The organism is Aeromonas sp. TECH754 (assembly GCF_056279295.1).
This window is the reverse complement of the sequence record NZ_JBWBRA010000001.1, coordinates 1,882,181-1,902,411: the sequence shown is the minus strand read 5'-3', so window position 1 is coordinate 1,902,411 and position 20,231 is coordinate 1,882,181. Positions and strand designations below refer to the sequence as shown.

Annotated in this window: 15 protein-coding genes; 10 read left to right on the top strand and 5 right to left on the bottom strand. The window is 60.2% G+C overall.

Going from position 1 to position 20,231, the window contains the following annotated elements; genetic code table 11:
• Window positions 1–65: 65 nt before the first annotated feature.
• Entirely contained in the window at window positions 66–2,099 is a 2,034-nt protein-coding gene (mnmC, locus tag ACZ9IL_RS08310; RefSeq protein ID WP_476003082.1) for a bifunctional tRNA (5-methylaminomethyl-2-thiouridine)(34)-methyltransferase MnmC2/FAD-dependent 5-carboxymethylaminomethyl-2-thiouridine(34) oxidoreductase MnmC1, read from the bottom strand.
• A gap of 90 nt (window positions 2,100–2,189) precedes the next feature.
• Here mnmC and fabB point away from each other — a divergent pair, with 90 nt between their 5' ends.
• Window positions 2,190–3,401, top strand: coding sequence for a beta-ketoacyl-ACP synthase I (gene fabB, locus ACZ9IL_RS08305; RefSeq protein ID WP_476003081.1), 1,212 nt, complete (start codon window positions 2,190–2,192; stop codon window positions 3,399–3,401).
• 79 nt (window positions 3,402–3,480) lie between these two features.
• On the opposite strand, the gene ACZ9IL_RS08300 is transcribed toward fabB, so the two are convergent.
• From ACZ9IL_RS08300 to ACZ9IL_RS08290, 3 genes are all read right to left on the bottom strand, one after another.
• Window positions 3,481–3,975, bottom strand: a complete 495-nt coding sequence (locus ACZ9IL_RS08300) for a GNAT family N-acetyltransferase (protein WP_476003080.1) — start codon at window positions 3,973–3,975, stop codon at window positions 3,481–3,483.
• 102 nt (window positions 3,976–4,077) lie between these two features.
• Complete coding sequence (locus ACZ9IL_RS08295) at window positions 4,078–4,392, bottom strand: DUF4377 domain-containing protein (RefSeq protein ID WP_476003079.1); 315 nt, start codon at window positions 4,390–4,392, stop codon at window positions 4,078–4,080.
• 93 nt (window positions 4,393–4,485) lie between these two features.
• Window positions 4,486–5,772 (bottom strand): citrate synthase, encoded by a 1,287-nt coding sequence (locus ACZ9IL_RS08290; protein ID WP_476003078.1) that lies wholly within the window; start codon window positions 5,770–5,772, stop codon window positions 4,486–4,488.
• Window positions 5,773–6,196: 424 nt separating this feature from the next.
• Between ACZ9IL_RS08290 and sdhC the strand changes: the two genes are divergently transcribed.
• From sdhC to ACZ9IL_RS08245, 9 genes are all read left to right on the top strand, one after another.
• Complete coding sequence (gene sdhC, locus ACZ9IL_RS08285; RefSeq protein ID WP_476003077.1) at window positions 6,197–6,586, top strand: succinate dehydrogenase cytochrome b556 subunit; 390 nt, start codon at window positions 6,197–6,199, stop codon at window positions 6,584–6,586.
• Window positions 6,580–6,924, top strand: coding sequence for a succinate dehydrogenase, hydrophobic membrane anchor protein (gene sdhD / locus ACZ9IL_RS08280; protein WP_033132490.1), 345 nt, complete (start codon window positions 6,580–6,582; stop codon window positions 6,922–6,924). Before sdhC ends, sdhD begins: the two co-directional genes overlap by 7 nt.
• A gap of 1 nt (window position 6,925) precedes the next feature.
• Window positions 6,926–8,692 carry a succinate dehydrogenase flavoprotein subunit gene (gene sdhA, locus ACZ9IL_RS08275; RefSeq protein WP_476003076.1) on the top strand — a complete coding sequence of 589 codons (1,767 nt, stop codon included), beginning with the start codon at window positions 6,926–6,928 and terminating at the stop codon, window positions 8,690–8,692.
• Window positions 8,693–8,822: 130 nt separating this feature from the next.
• Entirely contained in the window at window positions 8,823–9,539 is a 717-nt protein-coding gene (locus ACZ9IL_RS08270; protein ID WP_476003075.1) for a succinate dehydrogenase iron-sulfur subunit, read from the top strand.
• Window positions 9,540–9,664: 125 nt separating this feature from the next.
• Complete coding sequence (gene sucA / locus ACZ9IL_RS08265) at window positions 9,665–12,475, top strand: 2-oxoglutarate dehydrogenase E1 component (protein ID WP_476005324.1); 2,811 nt, start codon at window positions 9,665–9,667, stop codon at window positions 12,473–12,475.
• Window positions 12,476–12,569: 94 nt separating this feature from the next.
• A complete protein-coding gene (gene odhB, locus ACZ9IL_RS08260) occupies window positions 12,570–13,754 on the top strand; it encodes a 2-oxoglutarate dehydrogenase complex dihydrolipoyllysine-residue succinyltransferase (RefSeq protein WP_476003074.1) in 1,185 nt (394 codons plus the stop codon).
• Between the two features lie 174 nt (window positions 13,755–13,928).
• Entirely contained in the window at window positions 13,929–15,095 is a 1,167-nt protein-coding gene (sucC, locus tag ACZ9IL_RS08255; RefSeq protein ID WP_476003073.1) for an ADP-forming succinate--CoA ligase subunit beta, read from the top strand.
• A complete protein-coding gene (gene sucD, locus ACZ9IL_RS08250) occupies window positions 15,095–15,967 on the top strand; it encodes a succinate--CoA ligase subunit alpha (RefSeq protein WP_042653610.1) in 873 nt (290 codons plus the stop codon). The genes sucC and sucD overlap by 1 nt, the downstream gene beginning before the upstream one ends.
• An 884-nt stretch (window positions 15,968–16,851) precedes the next feature.
• Window positions 16,852–17,289, top strand: coding sequence for a YcgN family cysteine cluster protein (locus ACZ9IL_RS08245; protein WP_476005323.1), 438 nt, complete (start codon window positions 16,852–16,854; stop codon window positions 17,287–17,289).
• A 622-nt stretch (window positions 17,290–17,911) separates the two neighbouring features.
• Here the strand turns inward: ACZ9IL_RS08245 and pflB are convergent.
• Window positions 17,912–20,194 (bottom strand): formate C-acetyltransferase, encoded by a 2,283-nt coding sequence (pflB, locus tag ACZ9IL_RS08240; protein WP_042638995.1) that lies wholly within the window; start codon window positions 20,192–20,194, stop codon window positions 17,912–17,914.
• Between the last annotated feature and the right edge of the window lie 37 nt (window positions 20,195–20,231).

Sequence of the window (20,231 nt, the reverse complement as noted above, 5' to 3'; positions counted from 1 at the left end):
ACGGGCTGCCCGCAGGGGCAGCCCGTTTTGTTTGATCGCGACGAGACGCGGTAGTTAGCGGTGCATCAACCGTGCAGCGGCTTGCCCTTGAGCAGCTTGCGCACCCAGTAACGGGCGGGATGCAGCGCCTCCAGCAAGTCGGTCGGCAGCGGCAGGGGATCGCCACAGATCTCGCTGGCGACCAGTTCGCCGCACAGTGGCGCCGAGCACAGGCCTCGCGATCCGAGGGCTCCCAGCACGAACAGGCCGGGGTAGAGGGGCAGGGGAGCCGCGTTCTCCCGCTCGCTCTGTAGCCGGGTGTAATGATCCGCAAGGCCTGTCAGTCTGACGACAGGCCCCGCCACCGGCAGATGATCCCGGCTGGCGCAGCGCACCCCGACCCGCGCCTCACCGGCACTCACATCCACCTCACCCGGCCAGGCCTGATCCGGCAGGCAGGCCTGCAGCCGCTGCTGGTTCTGGGCCTGCTCCTCGGCGCTGTAGTCGGTCCCGCTCTGGTTGCGGCCATAGCTGGCGCCGATGCAGTGCGCGCCGTTGTGGACCGGGGTGAGATAGCCGTCGTAGCAGAGCACCGTCTTGAGGTGGCTCAGGTTAGTGGTAGTCGGCACATGGCTCACCTGACCGCGCACCGGATAGAGCGGCAACTCGGCGAAGGGGAGCAGGTCGGGCAACTTGTGGCCGGCGGCAACCACCAGGGTGGGTGCCTGCCAATGGCGACCCTCCCGGCTTTCCACGCGCCAGCCGCCCTCTTGCTCGCTGATTGCCGTGATCTCGGCACCGTACTCCACCCGCAGCAGCCCGGTCCCTTGCGCCTCGGCCAGGGCCGCACGGGTCAGATCCGCCGGACAGAGCCAGCCGCCCAGCGGATAGATGACACCGCTGTGGCCACAGGGCAGGCCGCAGGCCTGTTCTACCGCAGACTCAGTGAGCGGGTGCATCAGCTCGGGCGGGAAGGGGCCCTGGCACATCTTGGCGAGCTTGGCGGCAGACTTGTCGTCGTAGCCGAGTTGCACCACGCCGCATAAGTCAAAGGCGATGGAGTGACGCGCCGTCAGCGCCAGCAGGCGGTTGCGGGCATAACCAAATGCCAGGGCATAGAAGCGGGAAAGCGCGTCGTGCTCGCCGTTGAGCAGTGGATAGAGCGCCCCCTGGCGGTTGCCGGAGGCGCCGGCGGCGGGGGCGTCATCCTCGCACAGCAGGGTGACCCTGCGGCCTCGCTCCACCAGCGAGAGCGCCGTCATGGCCGAGGCGATGCCACCGCCGATGATCAGCACCTCACCGCTGCGGCTCGGGCCGTTGGCATCGGTACGGGCATACCAGGGGGCAATGGTCTGCTCCGGCACTTTGTCTTCCCGTCCACCCGCCAGCATCTCCCGCTTGCTGCCGTGGCCCTTGACCTTCTTGGCGGCAAAGCCGGCGGCAATCAGCCCACGGCGCACGAAGCCGGCGCAGGTAAAGGTGGAGATGGTCGCGGCGGGACGAGCGAGGCGGGCGAGGCCGTCAAACAAGTCTTGCGTCCACATCTCGGGGTTCCTGGCGGGGGAGAAGCCGTCCAGATACCAGGCATCCACCAGACCATTCGGGCCCTGAGGCACCAGAGGCAGGGTGTCCTTGATGTCGCCAAACCAGAGATCGAGCCGAATCCGGCCGCCTGCGAACTGCAGGCGATGGCAGCCCTCAATCGGTAGCGGCCACTGCTCGATGAGAGCCTGGCTCCAGGATGCAAGCTCCGGCCAGGCCCCTAGCGCCTTGCGCAGATCGGCCCGGGTCAGGGGGTATTTCTCGAAGCTGATAAAGTGCAGGCGAGTGCAACGCGCGGGGTCGGCGGCCTGTTCCAGAAAGGCGGCCATTGTCGCCAGAAAGTTAAGGCCTGTGCCGAAACCTGTTTCACCAATCACGAAACTGTCACTGTCGTGGTGCAAGAATCGCTCTGGTAGCCGATTTTGCTGTAAAAAGACGTAGCGGGTTTCACTTAGACCGTTATCATTGGAAAAGTACACGTCCCCGAACTCACTGGAGACTGGAGTTCCCGCTTCATTCCAGTCCAATCGGGCATGATGTAAGGATGTTTGACTCACGTTACCCTCTGCTCGCGTCACAAAATCGCGGGCATTCTACGTGAAAGCAGACCAGTTTGGCAGCCGAAAGCGGGTAGACTCGGTGCCAGTTTTTCCAGACGAGATGAATTAATGAGAAGAGCAGTGATCACCGGTATCGGCGTCATCTCCAGTATCGGCAACAACAAGGAAGAAGTGCTGGCCTCCCTGAAAGCAGGCAAATCCGGCATCACCTATTCCGAGCAGTTTGAGCAATACAACCTGCGCAGCCGTGTCTGGGGTAACCTAAAACTCGAGCCGTCTGAACTGATCGACCGTAAAGTCATGCGTTTCATGGGCGATGCGGCGGCTTACGCCTATCTCTCCATGCAGCAGGCCATCGACGACGCCGGTTTGCCGGAAGAGATGGTCTCCAACGAGCGTACCGGCATCGTGACCGGTTCCGGCGGTGCCTCCGGCAAGAACACTTCGGAGTCCGCGGATATCGCTCGTGAGAAGGGCGTCAAGCGGGTGGGGCCTTACATGGTGCCGCGCACCATGTCCTCCACCACCTCCGCCTGTCTGGCCACGCCGTTCAAGATCAAGGGTGTCAACTACACCATCAGCTCCGCCTGCGCGACCTCTGCCCACTGCATCGGTCACGCCATGGAGCTGATCCAGCTCGGCAAGCAGGACATCGTCTTCGCCGGCGGCGGCGAGGAGCTGGACTGGTCTTCCACCATCCAGTTCGATGCCATGGGCGCGTTGTCTACCAAGTACAACGACACCCCGGAAAAAGCATCCCGTACCTATGATGCGGACCGCGATGGTTTCGTCATCTCCGGTGGCGGTGGCATCCTGGTGGTCGAGGAGCTGGAACACGCCCTGGCCCGTGGTGCCCACATCTACGCCGAGATCACCGGCTATGGCGCCACCTCCGACGGCTACGACATGGTCGCCCCGAGCGGTGAAGGCGCCGTGCGTTGCATGAAAATGGCGATGCAGGGTGTCGGCAAGGTGGACTACATCAACACTCACGGCACCTCCACGCCGGTCGGTGACACCAAGGAGCTGGAAGCCATCCAGACCCTGTTTGGCAGCAATGCACCCAAGCTCTCCGCTACCAAGGCCATGACCGGTCATGCCCTGGGCGCCGCCGGTGTGCACGAAGCCGTCTACTCCCTGCTGATGATGCAGCATGGCTTCATCGCCCCCAGCATCAACATCGAGACCCTGGACGAGAAGGCCGTTGGTCTGCCCATCGTGCGCGAGTACGAAGCCGCCGACCTCAATACCGTCATGTCCAACAGCTTCGGTTTTGGCGGTACCAACGCCTCACTGGTGTTCAGCAAGTTCAAGGCTTGATGTTCACCGGGTTGAGATAGAAAAAGGCGCCGAAAGGCGCCTTTTTTATTGGCTGGTATTAATGGGATAGGTCAGAGTCTCACACCGGTTCGGCCAGCGGCAGCCGCATATAGACGGCGCCCTCCCCATACTCCTCCAGCGACTTGCGGGTCGCAGAGGGAACGAACCCCTGCTTGCGCCAGAACGCCGGTGCATCCTGCACCGCCACCAGGCCCGCGTGCTCATAACCCTCATTGCAAGCAAACTCGAGAGCGGTCGCCAGCAGGCGCTGACCCACCCCCAGTCCGCGTGCCTCGCAGGAGACGGCGAGATCGTGCAGGTAGAACTCCTCGTCGCCCGCCAGGGTCTGCATGGGCACCGAGAGGGGCGGGGGCTGATGGGCACGCCAGGGGTGGCAAAGCAGATAACCCAGCACCTTGCCCTGGCGCTCTGCGACCCAGCAGCAGGCCGGGGCAAGCTCGGCCTTGTTGCTCATCACGGCGAGCGGCTCGGGTTCCAGCTGGTGATAACACTCCTGCTGGATGGTCATGATGGCGGGCCAGTCGAGGGCCCGGATGGTGCGGATGTTAATCATAACCTGGCATGCTGATGCAGTGAGTCACTCTGTGACGGGGCATCAGAGTAGCATAAGGTGCTGATAAATTGAACTGGAAAGGTCTGTTTGACGCCCTCTGGATCAGTTGTCGGCCTGCTTGCTCACGACTTTGATCAGCTGGTAGCGCACCGAGGAGGCGTCGGCCGGCACGTCGGTCAGCTGCTCCTTGGATACTTCCAGCTCATAGCGGTAGCCAGGCTCAAAGGCGAAGCCCTCGATCTGCTGGTAGAACAGACTCCAGCTCTCGCCGGGCTGACCGCGTACCTGCATGCACTTCATGGGGGCGACACCGATGCAGTCGGCCAGCTGGCTCTTGATGTAGAGGGTTTCGGTGGCCGGGGTGCTTTGGCAGGCGGCGAGCAGCAGGGTGGTGCACAGCAGCAGAGGGGTTTTCATGATGGGGTCCTTGGCGTAAAAGGGCGCGATTAAAACCTCAAATGAAAAGGCGGTCAATGACCGCCTTTGTAACAAACCATGTCAGATCCGGGTTCAGCGCTGATCGAGCGGGGTGAACTCTCGCTGCGGCAAGCCGGTATAGAGCTGACGCGGACGACCGATCTTCTGATCTGGGTCCGAATGCATCTCATTCCAGTGAGCGATCCAGCCGATGGTGCGGGAGATGGCGAAGATCACGGTGAACATGGACATGGGGATGCCGATGGCCTTCATGATGATGCCGGAGTAGAAGTCCACGTTCGGGTAGAGCTTCTTCTCGATGAAGTAGGAGTCCGACAGCGCGATACGCTCCAGCTCCATGGCCACATCCAGCAGCGGATCCTTGATCTGCAGCTCTTGCAGCACCTCGTGACAGGTCTGGCGCATGACCTGGGCACGGGGATCGTGGTTCTTGTAAACCCGGTGTCCGAAGCCCATCAGACGGAAGGGATCGTTCTTGTCCTTGGCCTTGGCGATGAACTCGGGAATGCGTTCCACCGAGCCAATCTCTTCGAGCATCTTGAGGCAGGCTTCGTTGGCGCCGCCGTGCGCCGGGCCCCACAGGGAAGCGATCCCCGCGGCGATACAGGCGAACGGGTTGGCACCGGAGGAGCCGGCCAGACGGACGGTGGAGGTAGAGGCGTTCTGCTCGTGATCCGCATGCAGGGTGAAGATGCGGTCCATGGCCCGTTCGACGATGGGGTTGACCTTGTACTCTTCGGTCGGCACACCAAACATCATGTGCAGGAAGTTGCCGGCATAGGAGAGGGCGTTACGCGGCTGCATGAACGGCTGACCGATGGAGTACTTGTAGCACATGGCGGCCAGGGTCGGCATCTTGGAGAGCAGACGGAAGGCGCAGATCTCGCGGTGCTCTTCGTTGTTGATGTCGAGGGCATCGTGATAGAAGGCGGACAGGGCACTGACCACTCCGCACATGATCGCCATGGGGTGGGAGTCACGACGGAAGCCGCGGAAGAAGAAGGCGATCTGCTCGTGCACCATGGTGTGGCGGGTGACCAGACGTTCAAATTCAGCGTATTGCGTCTTGGTGGGCGCCTCGCCATACAACAGGATGTAACAGACTTCGAGGTAGCTGGCCTGGGTGGCCAACTGGGCGATGGGGTAACCACGGTGCAGCAAGACACCCTGATCGCCGTCGATATAGGTAATGGATGATTTACAGGCACCGGTGGCCATAAAACCGGGATCGAAGGTGAAGTACCCTTGTGCACCGAGTTTTCTGACATCGATGACATCGGGGCCGACGGTACCGGACAGGATCGGTAGTTCTACCGGCTCTTTTCCGGGCAGATGTAGGGTGGCTATTTTATCAGCCATAGCACGTCTCCTTTGCTCTTTTATAATTTGGTTCCAGTCCTACTTTATTACGACTTTCATGACGCTGGCAAAGGTTCTTATCCCGTACCACGGCGGCTGGAGCGCCTTATTTGAACCAGAAATCCACTGCTTTGTCAATTTTTCAGGATGATCATTAATGACTTGTTAAAGTCGTTGTGGGATCTGGTTTACGGTTTTGGGTTTTCTATGTAGCTAATTGATTGTCATTGGTTAAGGCCGCCGATATACTGCGCCACGTGGGTGATGGTCGTCGGTGTTTGAAACGCTTTCGCAAAGCCAGATGTGATATTGAAAATGTTATTTTTGGCTTTCCTGAGTTGTTTTGGTAACAAAAACCTAACAAATGCCACTCCTAGCCCTCAAAGCGTGTAAAAACAATAACTAACGTGCTCAATGGAGCTGAGTGGGCAAAGCCGTGAAAAATAAACAGAGACCTGTAAACCTCGACCTACAGACGATCAGCTTTCCTGTCACCGCCATCGCTTCCATCTTGCATCGTGTCTCAGGGGTCATCACCTTTGTGGCGCTTGCCATCTTGCTGTGGATGCTTGGTACTTCACTCTCCTCTCCCGAAGGATTTGATACCGTCGTTGCCATCATGGACAACTTCCTGGTCAAGTTCGTGTTATGGGGGATCCTGACTGCGCTGGCTTACCACATTGTGGGCGGCTTGCGTCACCTGGTCATGGACATGGGGCATTGGGAAGAGCTGGATTCCGCGAATCAGAGTGCCCGTGTGGCCTTCGTGATCACCGCGGTTCTGGCGGTATTGGCGGGGGTACTTGTATGGTAACCAATTCTGCAACTTTCGGGCGCAGCGGTGTTCATGATTACATCCTGATCCGCGCCACCGCCCTCATCATGACGGCTTACGTCCTCTACCTGGTTGGCTTTGTCGCGTTCAACGACATCAGCTACGAGGTGTGGACCGGCTTCTTCGCTAAAACCTTCACCAAGGTCTTCACCCTGCTGACACTGCTGTGCATCCTGATCCACGCCTGGATCGGCCTGTGGCAGGTGCTGACCGACTATATCAAACCGGTCGGATTGCGCGGCGCGCTGCAATTTGCATTGGTTGTGGTGCTGTTTGTCTATCTGATGACGGGTTTCGTCGTGCTGTGGGGGGTGTAAGGTGACTATTCCAACTCGTGAATTTGATGCGGTCGTGATCGGTGCCGGTGGCGCCGGCATGCGCGCCGCGCTGCAGATTGCCCAGTCCGGCAAGACCTGCGCCCTGTTGTCCAAAGTATTCCCGACCCGTTCCCACACCGTTTCCGCCCAGGGCGGGATCACGGTTGCGCTGGGCAATGCCCACGACGACAACTGGCAGTGGCACATGTACGACACCGTCAAGGGCTCCGACTACATCGGTGACCAGGAAGCGATCGAATACATGTGCAAGACGGGTCCGGAAGCCGTCTATGAGCTGGAGAACATGGGCTTGCCCTTCTCCCGCTTCGACAACGGCTCCGTCTATCAGCGCCCGTTTGGCGGCCAGTCCAAGAATTTTGGTGGCGAGCAGGCGGCCCGTACCGCGGCTGCGGCCGACCGGACCGGTCATGCGCTGCTGCATACCCTCTATCAGCAGAACGTCAAGAACAAGACCACCGTCTTCTCCGAGTGGTATGCGCTGGATCTGGTGAAAAACCAGGACGGCCACGTCGTCGGCTGTACCGCCATCGACATGGAGAGCGGCGAAGTCGTATACTTCAAGGCCAAGGCCACCGTACTCGCCACTGGCGGCGCCGGTCGCATCTACCAGTCCACCACCAACGCTCACATCAACACCGGTGACGGTGTCGGCATGGCGCTGCGCGCCGGCGTCGGCGTGCAGGACATGGAGTTCTGGCAGTTCCACCCGACCGGCATCGCCGGGGCCGGGGTGCTGGTGACCGAAGGTTGCCGTGGTGAAGGCGGCTATCTGCTCAATAAAGATGGCGAACGCTTCATGGAGCGTTATGCGCCGAACGCCAAGGATCTCGCCGGTCGCGACGTGGTGGCCCGCTCCATCATGATCGAGATCCGCGAAGGTCGTGGCTGTGACGGCCCCTGGGGTCCGCACATCAAGCTCAAGCTGGATCACCTTGGCAAAGAGGTGCTGGAATCGCGTCTGCCGGGGATCTGCGAGTTGTCGCGTACCTTCGCCCACGTGGATCCGGTCAAGGAACCCATCCCCATCATCCCGACCTGCCACTACATGATGGGCGGCGTGCCGACCAGCGTGAACGGGCAGTGCCTGACCCAGGACAAGAGCGGCAACGACGTGCCGGTGGTCGGCCTGTTCGCGGTGGGCGAAATTGCCTGTGTCTCGGTGCACGGTGCCAACCGTCTGGGCGGCAACTCGCTGCTGGATCTCATTGTGTTTGGCCGCGCCGCGGGCATGCACCTGGTGGAGACCCTTGGCTCGATGGAGCATGGCCGTGAGGCCTCCGAGGCCGACATCGCGACCGCGCTGGCCCGCTTCAACCGCTGGGAAGCCAACCGTGACGGGGAAGACCCGGCCCAGATCCGCAAGGACTTGCAGCGCTGCATGCAGAACAACTTCTCGGTGTTCCGCGAAGGGGATGCCATGGCAGAAGGGTTGGCTGAGCTCAAACTCATCCGCGAGCGCCTCAAGAACGCCCGACTGGACGACACCTCAAGGGAGTTCAACACCCAGCGCATCGAGTGCCTGGAGCTGGACAACCTGATGGAGACGGCCTATGCCACTGCGGTGGCGGCGAACTTCCGTACCGAGAGCCGTGGCGCCCACAGCCGATTCGACTTCCCGGACAGGGACGACGAGGGCTGGTTGTGTCATAGCCTCTATCACCCTGACACCGAGTCCATGACCCGTCGTGCTGTCAACATGTCTCCAAAAACGCGCGAGGCATTCCCACCCAAGGTGCGGACCTACTGACGATGGAGCCAAGTGCAATGCAGGCCACATTATCGATGTATCGCTACATCCGCTGGTCTGCGAAGAGGTGGGAGGCATTCCCATCTCTCTCATCCAAGGTGCGGACTCAACGATTGCGGAGCCAAGTACAATGAACGTCACATTCTCGCTATATCGCTATAACCCGGACGTTGATAACGTTCCTCATATGAAGGATTATCAGCTCGATATTCCTGAAGGCTCCGACATGATGGTGCTCGATGCACTGATCCAGCTCAAAGAGCTGGATCCCACGCTCTCCTTCCGCCGCTCCTGCCGCGAAGGGGTCTGTGGATCAGACGGTCTCAACATGAATGGCAAGAACGGTCTTGCCTGTATCACCCCGCTCTCTGATCTGCTCAAAAAAGGCAACAAGGTCGTCCTTCGTCCTCTGCCTGGCCTGCCGGTGATCCGCGATCTGGTGATCGACATGACCCAGTTCTACACCCAGTGGGAGAAGGTTAAACCCTTCCTCATCAACGACGAAAAACTGCCGCCCGTGCGTGAGCACCTGCAATCCCCCGAAGAGCGCGCCAAGCTGGACGGTCTGTACGAGTGTATTCTCTGTGCCTGCTGCTCCACCTCTTGCCCCTCCTTCTGGTGGAACCCGGACAAGTTCATCGGCCCGGCCGGGCTGCTCGCCGCCTACCGCTGGTTGGCAGACAGCCGCGACACCGCCGCGACCGAACGACTGGGTAACCTGGACGACGCCTTTAGCGTGTTCCGCTGCCACGGCATCATGAACTGCGTGAACGTCTGCCCCAAAGGCTTGAATCCGACCAAGGCCATCGGTCAGATCAAGTCGATGTTGCTCAACCGGGCTGTGTAGTATCAGGGCAGGGCGCCTGGCGCCGGGCCCGCCTCTGGATAGCCATCCAACACCCCAGGGATGCGGGATGGCTATTTAAACCCTACGAGCTGCGCATGCAGCGACAAGATGTACAAGGGATAGAAATGCATAACGGCGTGATGAAGGCCTGGTTGGAGTCATCTCACCTGGCTGGTGCGAATGCAAGCTATATTGAGGATTTGTACGAATCCTTCCTGGAAAACCCCGAATCCGTGGCCGATGAGTGGCGCAGCCTGTTCGAACAGCTGCCCCAGGTCAATGGTCATGTGGTAGAACAACCTCACTCCCCGGTCCGCGACTATTTCCGCCGCCTGGCCAAGGACAACTCCCGTTACAGCACCCCTGTCAGCGATCCCCAGGTGGACGCCAAGCAGGTTCGCGTGCTGCAAATGATCAACGCCTTCCGTTTCCGTGGCCATCAGAATGCCAATCTGGATCCGCTCGGCCTATGGCAGCGTGAAACCGTTGCCGAACTGGATCCCGCGTTTCACAACCTGCAGGGTGCAGACATGGAGGCCACTTTCAACGTGGGCTCCTACGCCATCGGTCGCGAGACCATGGTGCTGTCCGATCTCTACGCCTCCCTGAAGAAGACTTACTGCGGCAGCATCGGCGCCGACTACATGCACATCACCTCTACCGAGGAGAAGCGCTGGCTGCAAGACCGTCTTGAATCTATCGAAGCCACCGGCAATTACAGCGCCGAGGAGAAGACCCGCTTCCTCGAGAGCCTGACCGCCGCCGAAGGGCTGGAAAAATACCTGGGGGCCAAGTTCCCGGGGGCCAAGCGTTTCTCCCTGGAAGGGGGCGATGCCATGGTGCCCATGCTCAAGGAGCTGATCCGTCGCGCCGGTGAGCAGGGCTGCAAGGAAGCCGTCATCGGCATGGCCCACCGTGGCCGCCTCAACGTGCTGATCAACGTGCTCGGCAAGCGGGCGCAAGAATTGTTCGACGAGTTCGCCGGCAAGCACGGCGAGTCCTGGGGCACCGGGGACGTGAAGTACCACATGGGCTTCTCCTCCGACTTCGCGACCCCGGGCGGCAACGTCCACCTGGCGCTGGCGTTCAACCCATCCCATCTGGAGATCGTCAACCCGGTGGTCATCGGCTCGGTACGGGCGCGGATGGACAGACACGGCGACAAGGATGGCTCCAGCGTCCTGCCCATCACCATTCACGGTGACTCGGCCATCGCCGGCCAGGGGGTCGTGGCAGAAACCTTCAACATGTCCCTGACCCGTGCCTACGGCGTCGGTGGCACGGTGCGCATCGTCATCAACAACCAGGTGGGTTTCACCACCTCCCATTTCCGGGATCTCCGCTCCACCGAATATTGCACCGACATTGCCAAGGCGGTGCAGGCCCCCGTGCTGCACGTCAACGGTGACGATCCGGAAGCCGTGGTGCTGGTGACCCAGATTGCGCTGGATTACCGCAACACCTTCAAGCGCGACGTGGTGATCGAGCTGGTCTGCTACCGTCGTCACGGTCACAACGAGGCCGATGAGCCGAGTGCAACCCAGCCGCTGATGTACCAGAAGATCAAACAGCATCCGACCCCGCGCAAGATCTACGCCGATCAGCTGATCGCCGAAGGCTGCGTCACGCCGGAGCTGGTGACCGCCCAGCTCAACGACTATCGCGACGCCTTGGACAAGGGGGAGCGGGTGAGCAAGGAGTGGCGTCCGATGGAGCTGCACTCCGTCGACTGGACTCCTTATCTGGGTCACGACTGGGCCATGAGCTACGACAGCACTGTGCCGATGGACCACCTCAAGTCCCTGGGGGAGCGCATCAGCCAGTACCCAGCCACTCACGTGCTGCAGCGCCAGGTCGAGAAAATCTACGAAGACCGCCGCCTGATGGCCGCCGGCGAGAAGCTGCTGGATTGGGGCTTTGCCGAGACCCTGGCCTACGCCACTCTGGTGGACAAGGGGGCCCGCATCCGCTTCACCGGGGAAGACTCCGGCCGTGGCACCTTCTTCCACCGCCACGCCGTGCTGCACAACCAGACCGATGCCAGCACCTATACCCCGCTGTGCAACCTGCACGACAAGCAAGGTCCGTTTGAAATTTACGACTCCGTGCTGACCGAAAACGCGGTACTGGCGTTCGAATACGGCTACGCCAGCGCCGAGCCGGCCGGTCTCACCATCTGGGAAGCCCAGTTCGGTGACTTCGCCAACTGCGCCCAGGTGGTAGTGGATCAGTTCCTCTCCTCCGGTGAGCAGAAGTGGGGCCGGATGTGCGGTCTGACCATGCTGCTGCCCCACGGCTATGAGGGACAGGGCCCGGAGCACTCCTCCGCCCGTCTGGAGCGTTACCTGCAGATGTGCGCCCAGCACAACATGCAGGTCTGTGTGCCGTCCAACCCGGCCCAGGTGTTCCACATGCTGCGCCGCCAGGTGGTACGCCCGATGCGCCGTCCGCTCATCGTGATGACGCCCAAATCCCTGCTGCGCCATCCGCTGGCGGTGAGCAGGCTTGAGGAGCTGGCGGAAGGCACCTTCCAGAACGCCATCGGCGAGATCGATGCGCTGGATCCCAAGGGCGTCAAGCGCGTGGTGTTCTGCTCCGGCAAGGTCTACTACGACCTGCTCGATGCCCGTCGCAAGGCCGAACAGCAAGACGTGGCACTGGTGCGGATCGAACAGCTCTACCCCTTCCCGGAAGAGGAGGTGCGCGCCATCCTCGCCGATTACGCTCACGTCACCGATTTCGTCTGGTGTCAGGAAGAGCCGCAGAACCAGGGCGCCTGGTACAGCACCCGCCATCACTACGATAGCGTGCTGCCAAGCGTTGCCCGTCTGCGTTATGCCGGTCGTCCGGCCTCGGCCTCACCCGCCGTCGGCTACATGTCCGTCCACGCCAAGCAGCAAAAAGCGCTGGTGGAAGACGCTCTGACCCTGGAATAAACGAGTTGCGAAGGAGAGGGCGCTCCTCGGGAGCCGACCCTCTCCGACTCTGGAATTAAGCCTGCTGGCCAAGAAGTAACAAGGAACTGATTACATGACTATCGAGATCAAGGTACCGGACCTGCCCGAATCAGTGGCAGATGCCACCATCGCCACCTGGCACAAGAAACCGGGCGATCTGGTTGCCCGTGACGAAGTGCTGGTTGACATCGAAACCGATAAAGTCGTGCTGGAAGTCCCCGCGCCGGAAGCCGGCGTGCTGGGCGACATCCTGCAAAACGAAGGGGCGACCGTGCTGTCCCGCCAGCTGATCGCCATGCTCAAGCCCGCCCCGGTGGCCGGTGAAGAGACCCGCGAGAAGCCGGTGGAAGCCGTTGCCGATGACAGCACCGAGGCCTTGAGCCCCTCCGTGCGCCGCCTGATCGCCGAGCACAGCCTGGATGTCGCCAAGCTGAGCGGCACCGGCAAGGGTGGTCGCATCACCAAGGAAGACGTGGAAGCCTTCATCAAGGTTGGCAACAAGCCGGCCCCTGCACCGGTCGTCGCCGCGCCTGCCGCCCCGATCGCACCGCTGGCGAGCCGCACCGAGAAGCGCGTGCCCATGACCCGTCTGCGCAAGCGCATCGCCGAGCGTCTGCTGGAGGCCAAGAACACCACCGCCATGCTGACCACCTTCAACGAGATCAACATGGCGCCCATCATGAAGCTGCGCAAGCAGTACGGCGAGATCTTCGAGAAGAAGCACGGCATCAAGCTCGGCTTCATGTCCTTCTACGTGAAGGCAGTTGTTGAATCCCTCAAGCGCTACCCGGAAGTGAACGCGGCGCTGGATGGGGACGACATCGTCTACCACAACTACTTCGACGTCAGCATCGCCGTCTCCACCCCCCGTGGTCTGGTGACACCGGTGCTGCGCGACTGCGACAACATGAGCCTCGCCGACATCGAGAAGGCCATCAAGGATCTGGCCGGCAAGGGCCGTGACGGCAAGCTGACCGTGGATGAACTGACCGGCGGCAACTTCACCATCACCAACGGTGGCGTGTTCGGCTCCCTGATGTCCACCCCGATCATCAACCCGCCCCAGAGCGCCATCCTGGGGATGCACAAGATCCAGGACCGCCCCATGGCCGTTGATGGCAAGGTCGAGATCCTGCCGATGATGTACTTGGCGCTCTCCTACGATCACCGCATCGTCGATGGTCGCGAATCGGTCGGTTTCCTGGTCTCCATCAAGGAGCTGCTGGAAGATCCGACCCGCCTGTTACTCGACGTCTAAGTAGCAAGATGATGATCGTCGGGGCATCAGAGGCCCCGACCGATCTGAGTCAGGGTTGCTGGATGTGTGAGCGAAATTAAAAAGATAACGAGGGGCCCCCGAGGCCCCTTTCACAGGGGATTGAGAAACAACCAGCCCCGGACAGTAAAGACCTACAACACGGATAGAGCATCTATGAATCTGCATGAATATCAGGCAAAACAGCTGTTTGCCGAGTATGGCCTGCCGGTCTCCGAAGGTTATGCCTGCGCCACCCCGCAGGAAGCGGCCGAAGCGGCCGACAAGATTGGCGGCAACACCTGGGTCGTCAAATGCCAGGTCCACGCCGGTGGCCGCGGTAAAGCGGGCGGCGTCAAGCTGGCCAAGAGCAAGGACGAGATCCGTGCCTTCGCCCAGGACTGGCTCGGCAAGAACCTGGTGACTTACCAGACTGACGCCAACGGTCAGCTGGTCACCAAGATCCTGGTGGAGTCCTGCACCGACATCGCCAAGGAGCTGTACCTCGGCGCCGTGGTCGATCGTGGCAGCCGCCGCGTGGTCTTCATGGCTTCTACCGAAGGTGGCGTGGACATCGAGAAGATCGCTCATGAGACCCCGGAACTGATTCACAAGGCGGCCATCGATCCGCTGGTGGGCCCGCAGGCCTACCAGGCTCGCGAGCTGGCCTTCAAGCTGGGTCTGGTCGGCGATCAGATCAAGCAGTTCACCAAGATCTTCATGGGTCTTGGCCAGATGTTCCTGGACTGCGACTTCGCCCTCTTGGAAATCAACCCGCTGGTGATCACCGCCCAGGGCAACCTGCACTGCCTGGATGGCAAGATCAACATCGACGCCAACGCCCTGTATCGTCAGCCCAAGCTGCGCCAGATGCATGACCCGTCCCAGGACGACCCCCGCGAAGCGCACGCCGCCCAGTGGGAGCTGAACTATGTGGCGCTCGATGGCAACATCGGCTGCATGGTCAACGGCGCCGGTCTGGCCATGGGTACCATGGACATCGTCAACCTGCACGGTGGCTCACCGGCCAACTTCCTGGACGTCGGCGGCGGTGCCACCAAGGAGCGCGTGACCGAGGCCTTCAAGATCATCCTGTCTGACAGCAAGGTCCAGGCCGTGCTGGTCAACATCTTCGGCGGCATTGTGCGCTGCGACATGATCGCGGAAGGCATTATCGGTGCGGTCAAGGAAGTGGGGGTCAAGGTCCCCGTGGTAGTGCGTCTGGAAGGCAACAACGCCGAACTGGGTGCCCGTAAGCTGGCCGACAGCGGCCTCAACATCATCGCCGCGACGAGTCTGACTGATGCAGCTCAGCAAGTGGTTAAAGCCGCGGAGGCCAAATAATGAGCGTTCTGATCAACAAAGACACCAAGGTGATCTGCCAGGGCTTCACCGGCGGTCAGGGTACCTTCCACTCCGAACAGGCGATTGCCTACGGAACCCAGATGGTCGGCGGCGTGTCCCCGGGCAAGGGCGGTACCACTCACCTGGGCCTGCCGGTGTTCAACACCGTCCGTGACGCGGTCGAAGTGACCGGCGCCACCGCCTCCGTCATCTATGTGCCGGCCCCGTTCTGCAAGGACGCCATCCTGGAAGCCATCGATGCCGGCATCAAGCTCATCGTCACCATCACCGAAGGCATTCCGACCTTGGACATGCTGCAGGTCAAGGTGAAGCTGCAGGAAACCGGCGTGCGCATGATAGGGCCCAACTGCCCGGGCGTCATCACCCCGGGTGAGTGCAAGATCGGCATCATGCCGGGCCACATCCACAAGCCGGGCAAGGTAGGCATCGTCTCCCGCTCCGGCACCCTGACCTACGAAGCGGTCAAGCAGACCACGGACGAAGGTTTCGGCCAGTCCACCTGCGTCGGCATCGGTGGTGACCCCATCCCGGGCTCCAACTTCATCGACATTCTGGAGATGTTCCAGAAGGATCCGCAGACCGAAGCCATCGTCATGATCGGCGAGATTGGCGGCAGCGCCGAAGAAGAGGCGGCGGCCTACATCAAGGCTCACGTCACCAAGCCGGTGGTCTCTTACATCGCGGGCGTCACCGCCCCGGCGGGCAAGCGCATGGGTCATGCGGGTGCCATCATCGCCGGTGGCAAAGGCACCGCGGCAGAGAAATTTGCCGCCCTGGAAGATGCCGGCGTGAAAACCGTGCGCTCCCTTGCCGACATCGGCAAGGCCCTGCGCGAAGTCACCGGCTGGTAAGTCTTTCAGCCCGTTACTTCTGCTAAAAATGCCGCCTTAGGGCGGCATTTTTTATGCCTGCGGGGTTTCAGTACGCGCAGTGCCAACCTGCCTCTTTCCGCTGTGTCGGTTGAGGCTGGGCTGGTGGCCGGAAGGAGGGTCCAAACGCCGGCCCGATGAAATGGCCTGAGGCCTGAGATGGGCCCTGGGGAAGCGGCCAGGGCTGTGCACTTATTCTGTTAAAACAGCGATGTCCTGCTGGGCATGCTGTGGGAGGGTGGCAGCAAAGTTATTCTGACCCCCTCCTTTGCCATAAGGGTGATCCACTCCTCCAGACGGGGGATCACCTCCCGCGGCAGGCGCTTCTCCCGGGAACTCCGAGGAGGAGCAGGACGCGAGCAATAGCGAAGCCGCTATTAGCAACGCAAGTTTCAACGTCTTCATGACAACGTCCTCTGTCCAGCTAACGGGCTGGACTTGCGACTAATCAGTTTAGGTCCTGTTGACCGGGCGCAATGCCTCAAGGGGGATTGACTCTGTAGCCATTGGAAGCTGGCTGGCGGGAAACTTTTACAAATTCAACGGCAATAAGGCCACGGCAAATTTGCCAAAAAATGCGTGGAAGTCGACAACGGTGAGTCATGCTCGGCTCTTTGGATGAACGCCGACCGAAAACGGAGCCAGTCTGGTTGATGTCGCCGATGGAAAGCGATCCACTCAAGCGTGGGGTTAATCGGCCTTGGGCGCGGCTTCGCGAAGTGAAGCCCAAGGTTTATCCCCCATTTTCGACTTTTTCGCCGCGCTGGGATCTTCTCATCTACCTTGAAAAATCAGGCCATAAAGGGTATAACCACGCGCTTTCCTGGTCTATTGAGCGAGCCCCTTCCATGCAGCAAGTCGAGAACATGCAGCCAACTCCCTTTTGGCAGGCGAAGACCCTGCAGCAGATGACCATGGCCGAGTGGGAGTCCCTGTGCGATGGCTGCGGCAAGTGCTGCCTGAACAAACTCATCGACGAGGACACCGAGGAGCTGGTGTTCACCAACGTCGCCTGCAACCTGCTCAATACCAAGACCTGCCAGTGTTCCGATTACGGCAACCGCTTTAAAAAAGAGCCGGATTGCCTGCAGATCACCGTCGACAAGATTGCCGAGTACGACTGGCTGCCGTCGAGCTGCGCCTATCGCCTGCTGGCGGAAGGGGAAACCCTGCCGGCCTGGCATCCGCTGATCACCGGCAGCCGCAGCGCCATGCACCAGGCTGGCCAGTCGGTGCGCGGCAAGGTGGTGCACGAGGCGCAGGCCGGTGACTGGGCCGACCATATCATTACCTGGGCGAGCTAAGCCTTAAACCGCCGTTTATCGCTGAATACAGGGACAGGGTAGTAATACTCCACTGTCCCTGTTGCTTTTGGCATATAAATGATGTGTTTTTTGCGTCAAAGGCAGTTTAAAGTGCTATGGCGAGGCGAAAGCATCGTGAAGTCGTGAGAGGTCGTCCCTAACGCCGCCAGTCCCCGTTAAACCGCTTCCAGATAACAAGGGCAGCAGAGTTCACACTCTGCTGCCCTTGTTGCTTTGTGGCGCCTTCTAGCTTCCCCTCACCCTGGCCCTCTCCCAAGGGGAGAGGGAATAGATCGAGGTTGCTAGGCAAAACCCGTGGTGGTCGAGCATGGTTCTGCTCTGCTTTTCTGAGTGCCTGAGTGCCTGAGTGCCTGAGTGCCTGAGTGCCTGAGTGCCTGAGTGCCTGAGTGCCTGAGTGCCTGAGTGCTTGTGAGCGCATCAGTGCATAAAGCGGAGGAAGGGAGTGGAGAGGGGCGTTATGGGAGTTAACGCTTAGTCAGAGCCAGTGGATCAGCGGGTCAACGCCAGTGGGTCTGTGAGGTGGGAACCGGCTCGGCGACCTGCAAACAGCCATAAAAAAACCGGCGCCTAGGCGCCGGTTTTTAGTCACTGCGACTCTTGATTACAGAGAAGCGGTGAAGGTACGGGTGATGACGTCTTGCTGTTGCTCTTTGGTCAAAGAGTTGAAGCGAACGGCATAACCGGATACGCGGATGGTCAACTGCGGATATTTCTCCGGGTTTTCCATGGCGTCCAGCAGCATTTCACGGTTCATCACGTTGACGTTCAGGTGCTGACCGCCTTCCAGGTTGGTTTCGTGATGGAAGTAACCATCCATCAGACCCGCCAGGTTGGATTTCTGGGATTCCATGTCTTTACCCAGGGCGTTCGGTACGATGGAGAAGGTATAGGAGATACCATCTTTGGCGTAGGCGAACGGCAGCTTGGCGACGGACGTCAGTGAGGCAACGGCGCCCTTCTGATCACGACCGTGCATCGGGTTGGCACCCGGGCCGAACGGCGCACCGGCGCGACGGCCATCCGGGGTGTTACCGGTCTTCTTGCCGTACACCACGTTGGAGGTGATGGTCAGCACGGACTGGGTCGCCACGGCGTTGCGATAGGTGTTGAGCTTCTGGATCTTCTTCATGAAGCGCTCGACCAGGTCACAGGCGATGTCATCGACGCGAGCGTCGTTGTTACCGAACTGCGGGTACTCGCCGTCGATTTCGAAGTCGATGGCGACGCCATCTTCGTCACGGATCGGCTTGACCTTGGCGTACTTGATGGCAGACAGGGAGTCCGCTGCCACGGACAGACCGGCGATGCCGCAAGCCATGGTGCGGTAGACATCACGGTCGTGCAGCGCCATCAGGGAGGCTTCGTAGCTGTACTTGTCGTGCATGTAGTGGATGATGTTCAGGGCGGCGACATACTGCTTGGCCAGCCAGTCCATGAAGTGATCCAGCCTGTCCATCACGTCGTTGTACTCGAGGTACTCGCCCTTGACCATTTCGGTCTTGGGACCGATCTGGATCTTGAGCTTCTCGTCGATACCGCCGTTGATTGCGTACAGCATGGTCTTGGCCAAGTTGGCACGAGCACCGAAGAACTGCATCTGTTTGCCGATGATCATCGGGGACACGCAGCAAGCGATGGCATAGTCATCGTTGTTGAAGTCCGGACGCATCAGATCGTCGTTCTCGTACTGAACGGAAGAGGTCTCGATGGATACCTTGGCGCAGTACTTCTTGAAACCGACCGGCAGCTTCTCGGACCACAGGATGGTCAGGTTCGGCTCAGGGGACGGGCCCATGGTGTACAGGGTGTTCAGCATACGGAAGCTGTTCTTGGTGACCAGGGTACGGCCATCAACGCCCATACCGGCCAGGGTCTCGGTCGCCCACATCGGGTCGCCGGAGAACAGTGAATCGTATTCAGGAGTACGCAGGAAGCGAACCATGCGCAGCTTCATGACCATGTGGTCCATCAGCTCCTGGGCTTCTTGCTCGGTGATCAGGCCTTTCTTCAGGTCACGTTCGATGTACACGTCCAGGAAGCTGGAGGTACGACCGAAGGACATGGCGGCACCGTTCTGGGACTTGACTGCCGCCAGGTAGGCGAAGTAGGTCCACTGCACGGCTTCTTTGGCGTTTTTGGCCGGGACGGAGATGTCGCAACCGTATTTGGCGGCCATCACCTTCATCTGTGCCAGGGCACGGTGCTGCTCGGAGATCTCTTCACGCAGACGGATGGTGGCTTCCAGGTTGACGCCGTTTTCCAGATCGGCTTGCAGGGACTTGAACTGGGCCAGCTTGTCGGCCATCAGGAAGTCGATGCCGTACAGGGCGACACGACGGTAGTCACCGATGATACGGCCACGGCCGTAGGCATCCGGCAGACCGGTGATGACGCCAGATTTACGGCAGTTCAGGATGTCCTTGGTGTAGACATCGAACACGCCTTGGTTGTGGGTCTTGCGGTATTCGGTGAAGATCTTCTCGACCATGGGGTCAAGCTGACGGCCGTACACTTCGCAGGAGGTCTTGACCATCTTGATACCGCCGTTGGCGATGATGGCGCGCTTGAGCGGCTTGTCAGTCTGCAGACCGACGATTTGCTCCAGGCTCTGGTCGATATAGCCGGCATCGTGAGCGGTAATGGTGGAGGGCAGGTCAGTATCAAAATCGACCGGCGCATGAGTGCGGTTCTCGATCTTGATGCCTTCCATGACCTTGTCCCACAGCTTGGTGGTCGCTTCGGTCGCGCCAACCAGGAAGGACTCGTCACCTTCATACGGGGTGTAGTTCTTCTGGATGAAGTCACGGGTGTTGACAGAGGTCTGCCATTCACCGGCCGCGAAGCCTTCCCATGCTTTTTGGAACTGTTCGTTAAGTTCTGCCATTTTCATTACCTCTCAAGGTATTTATGTGTCTGCCGCC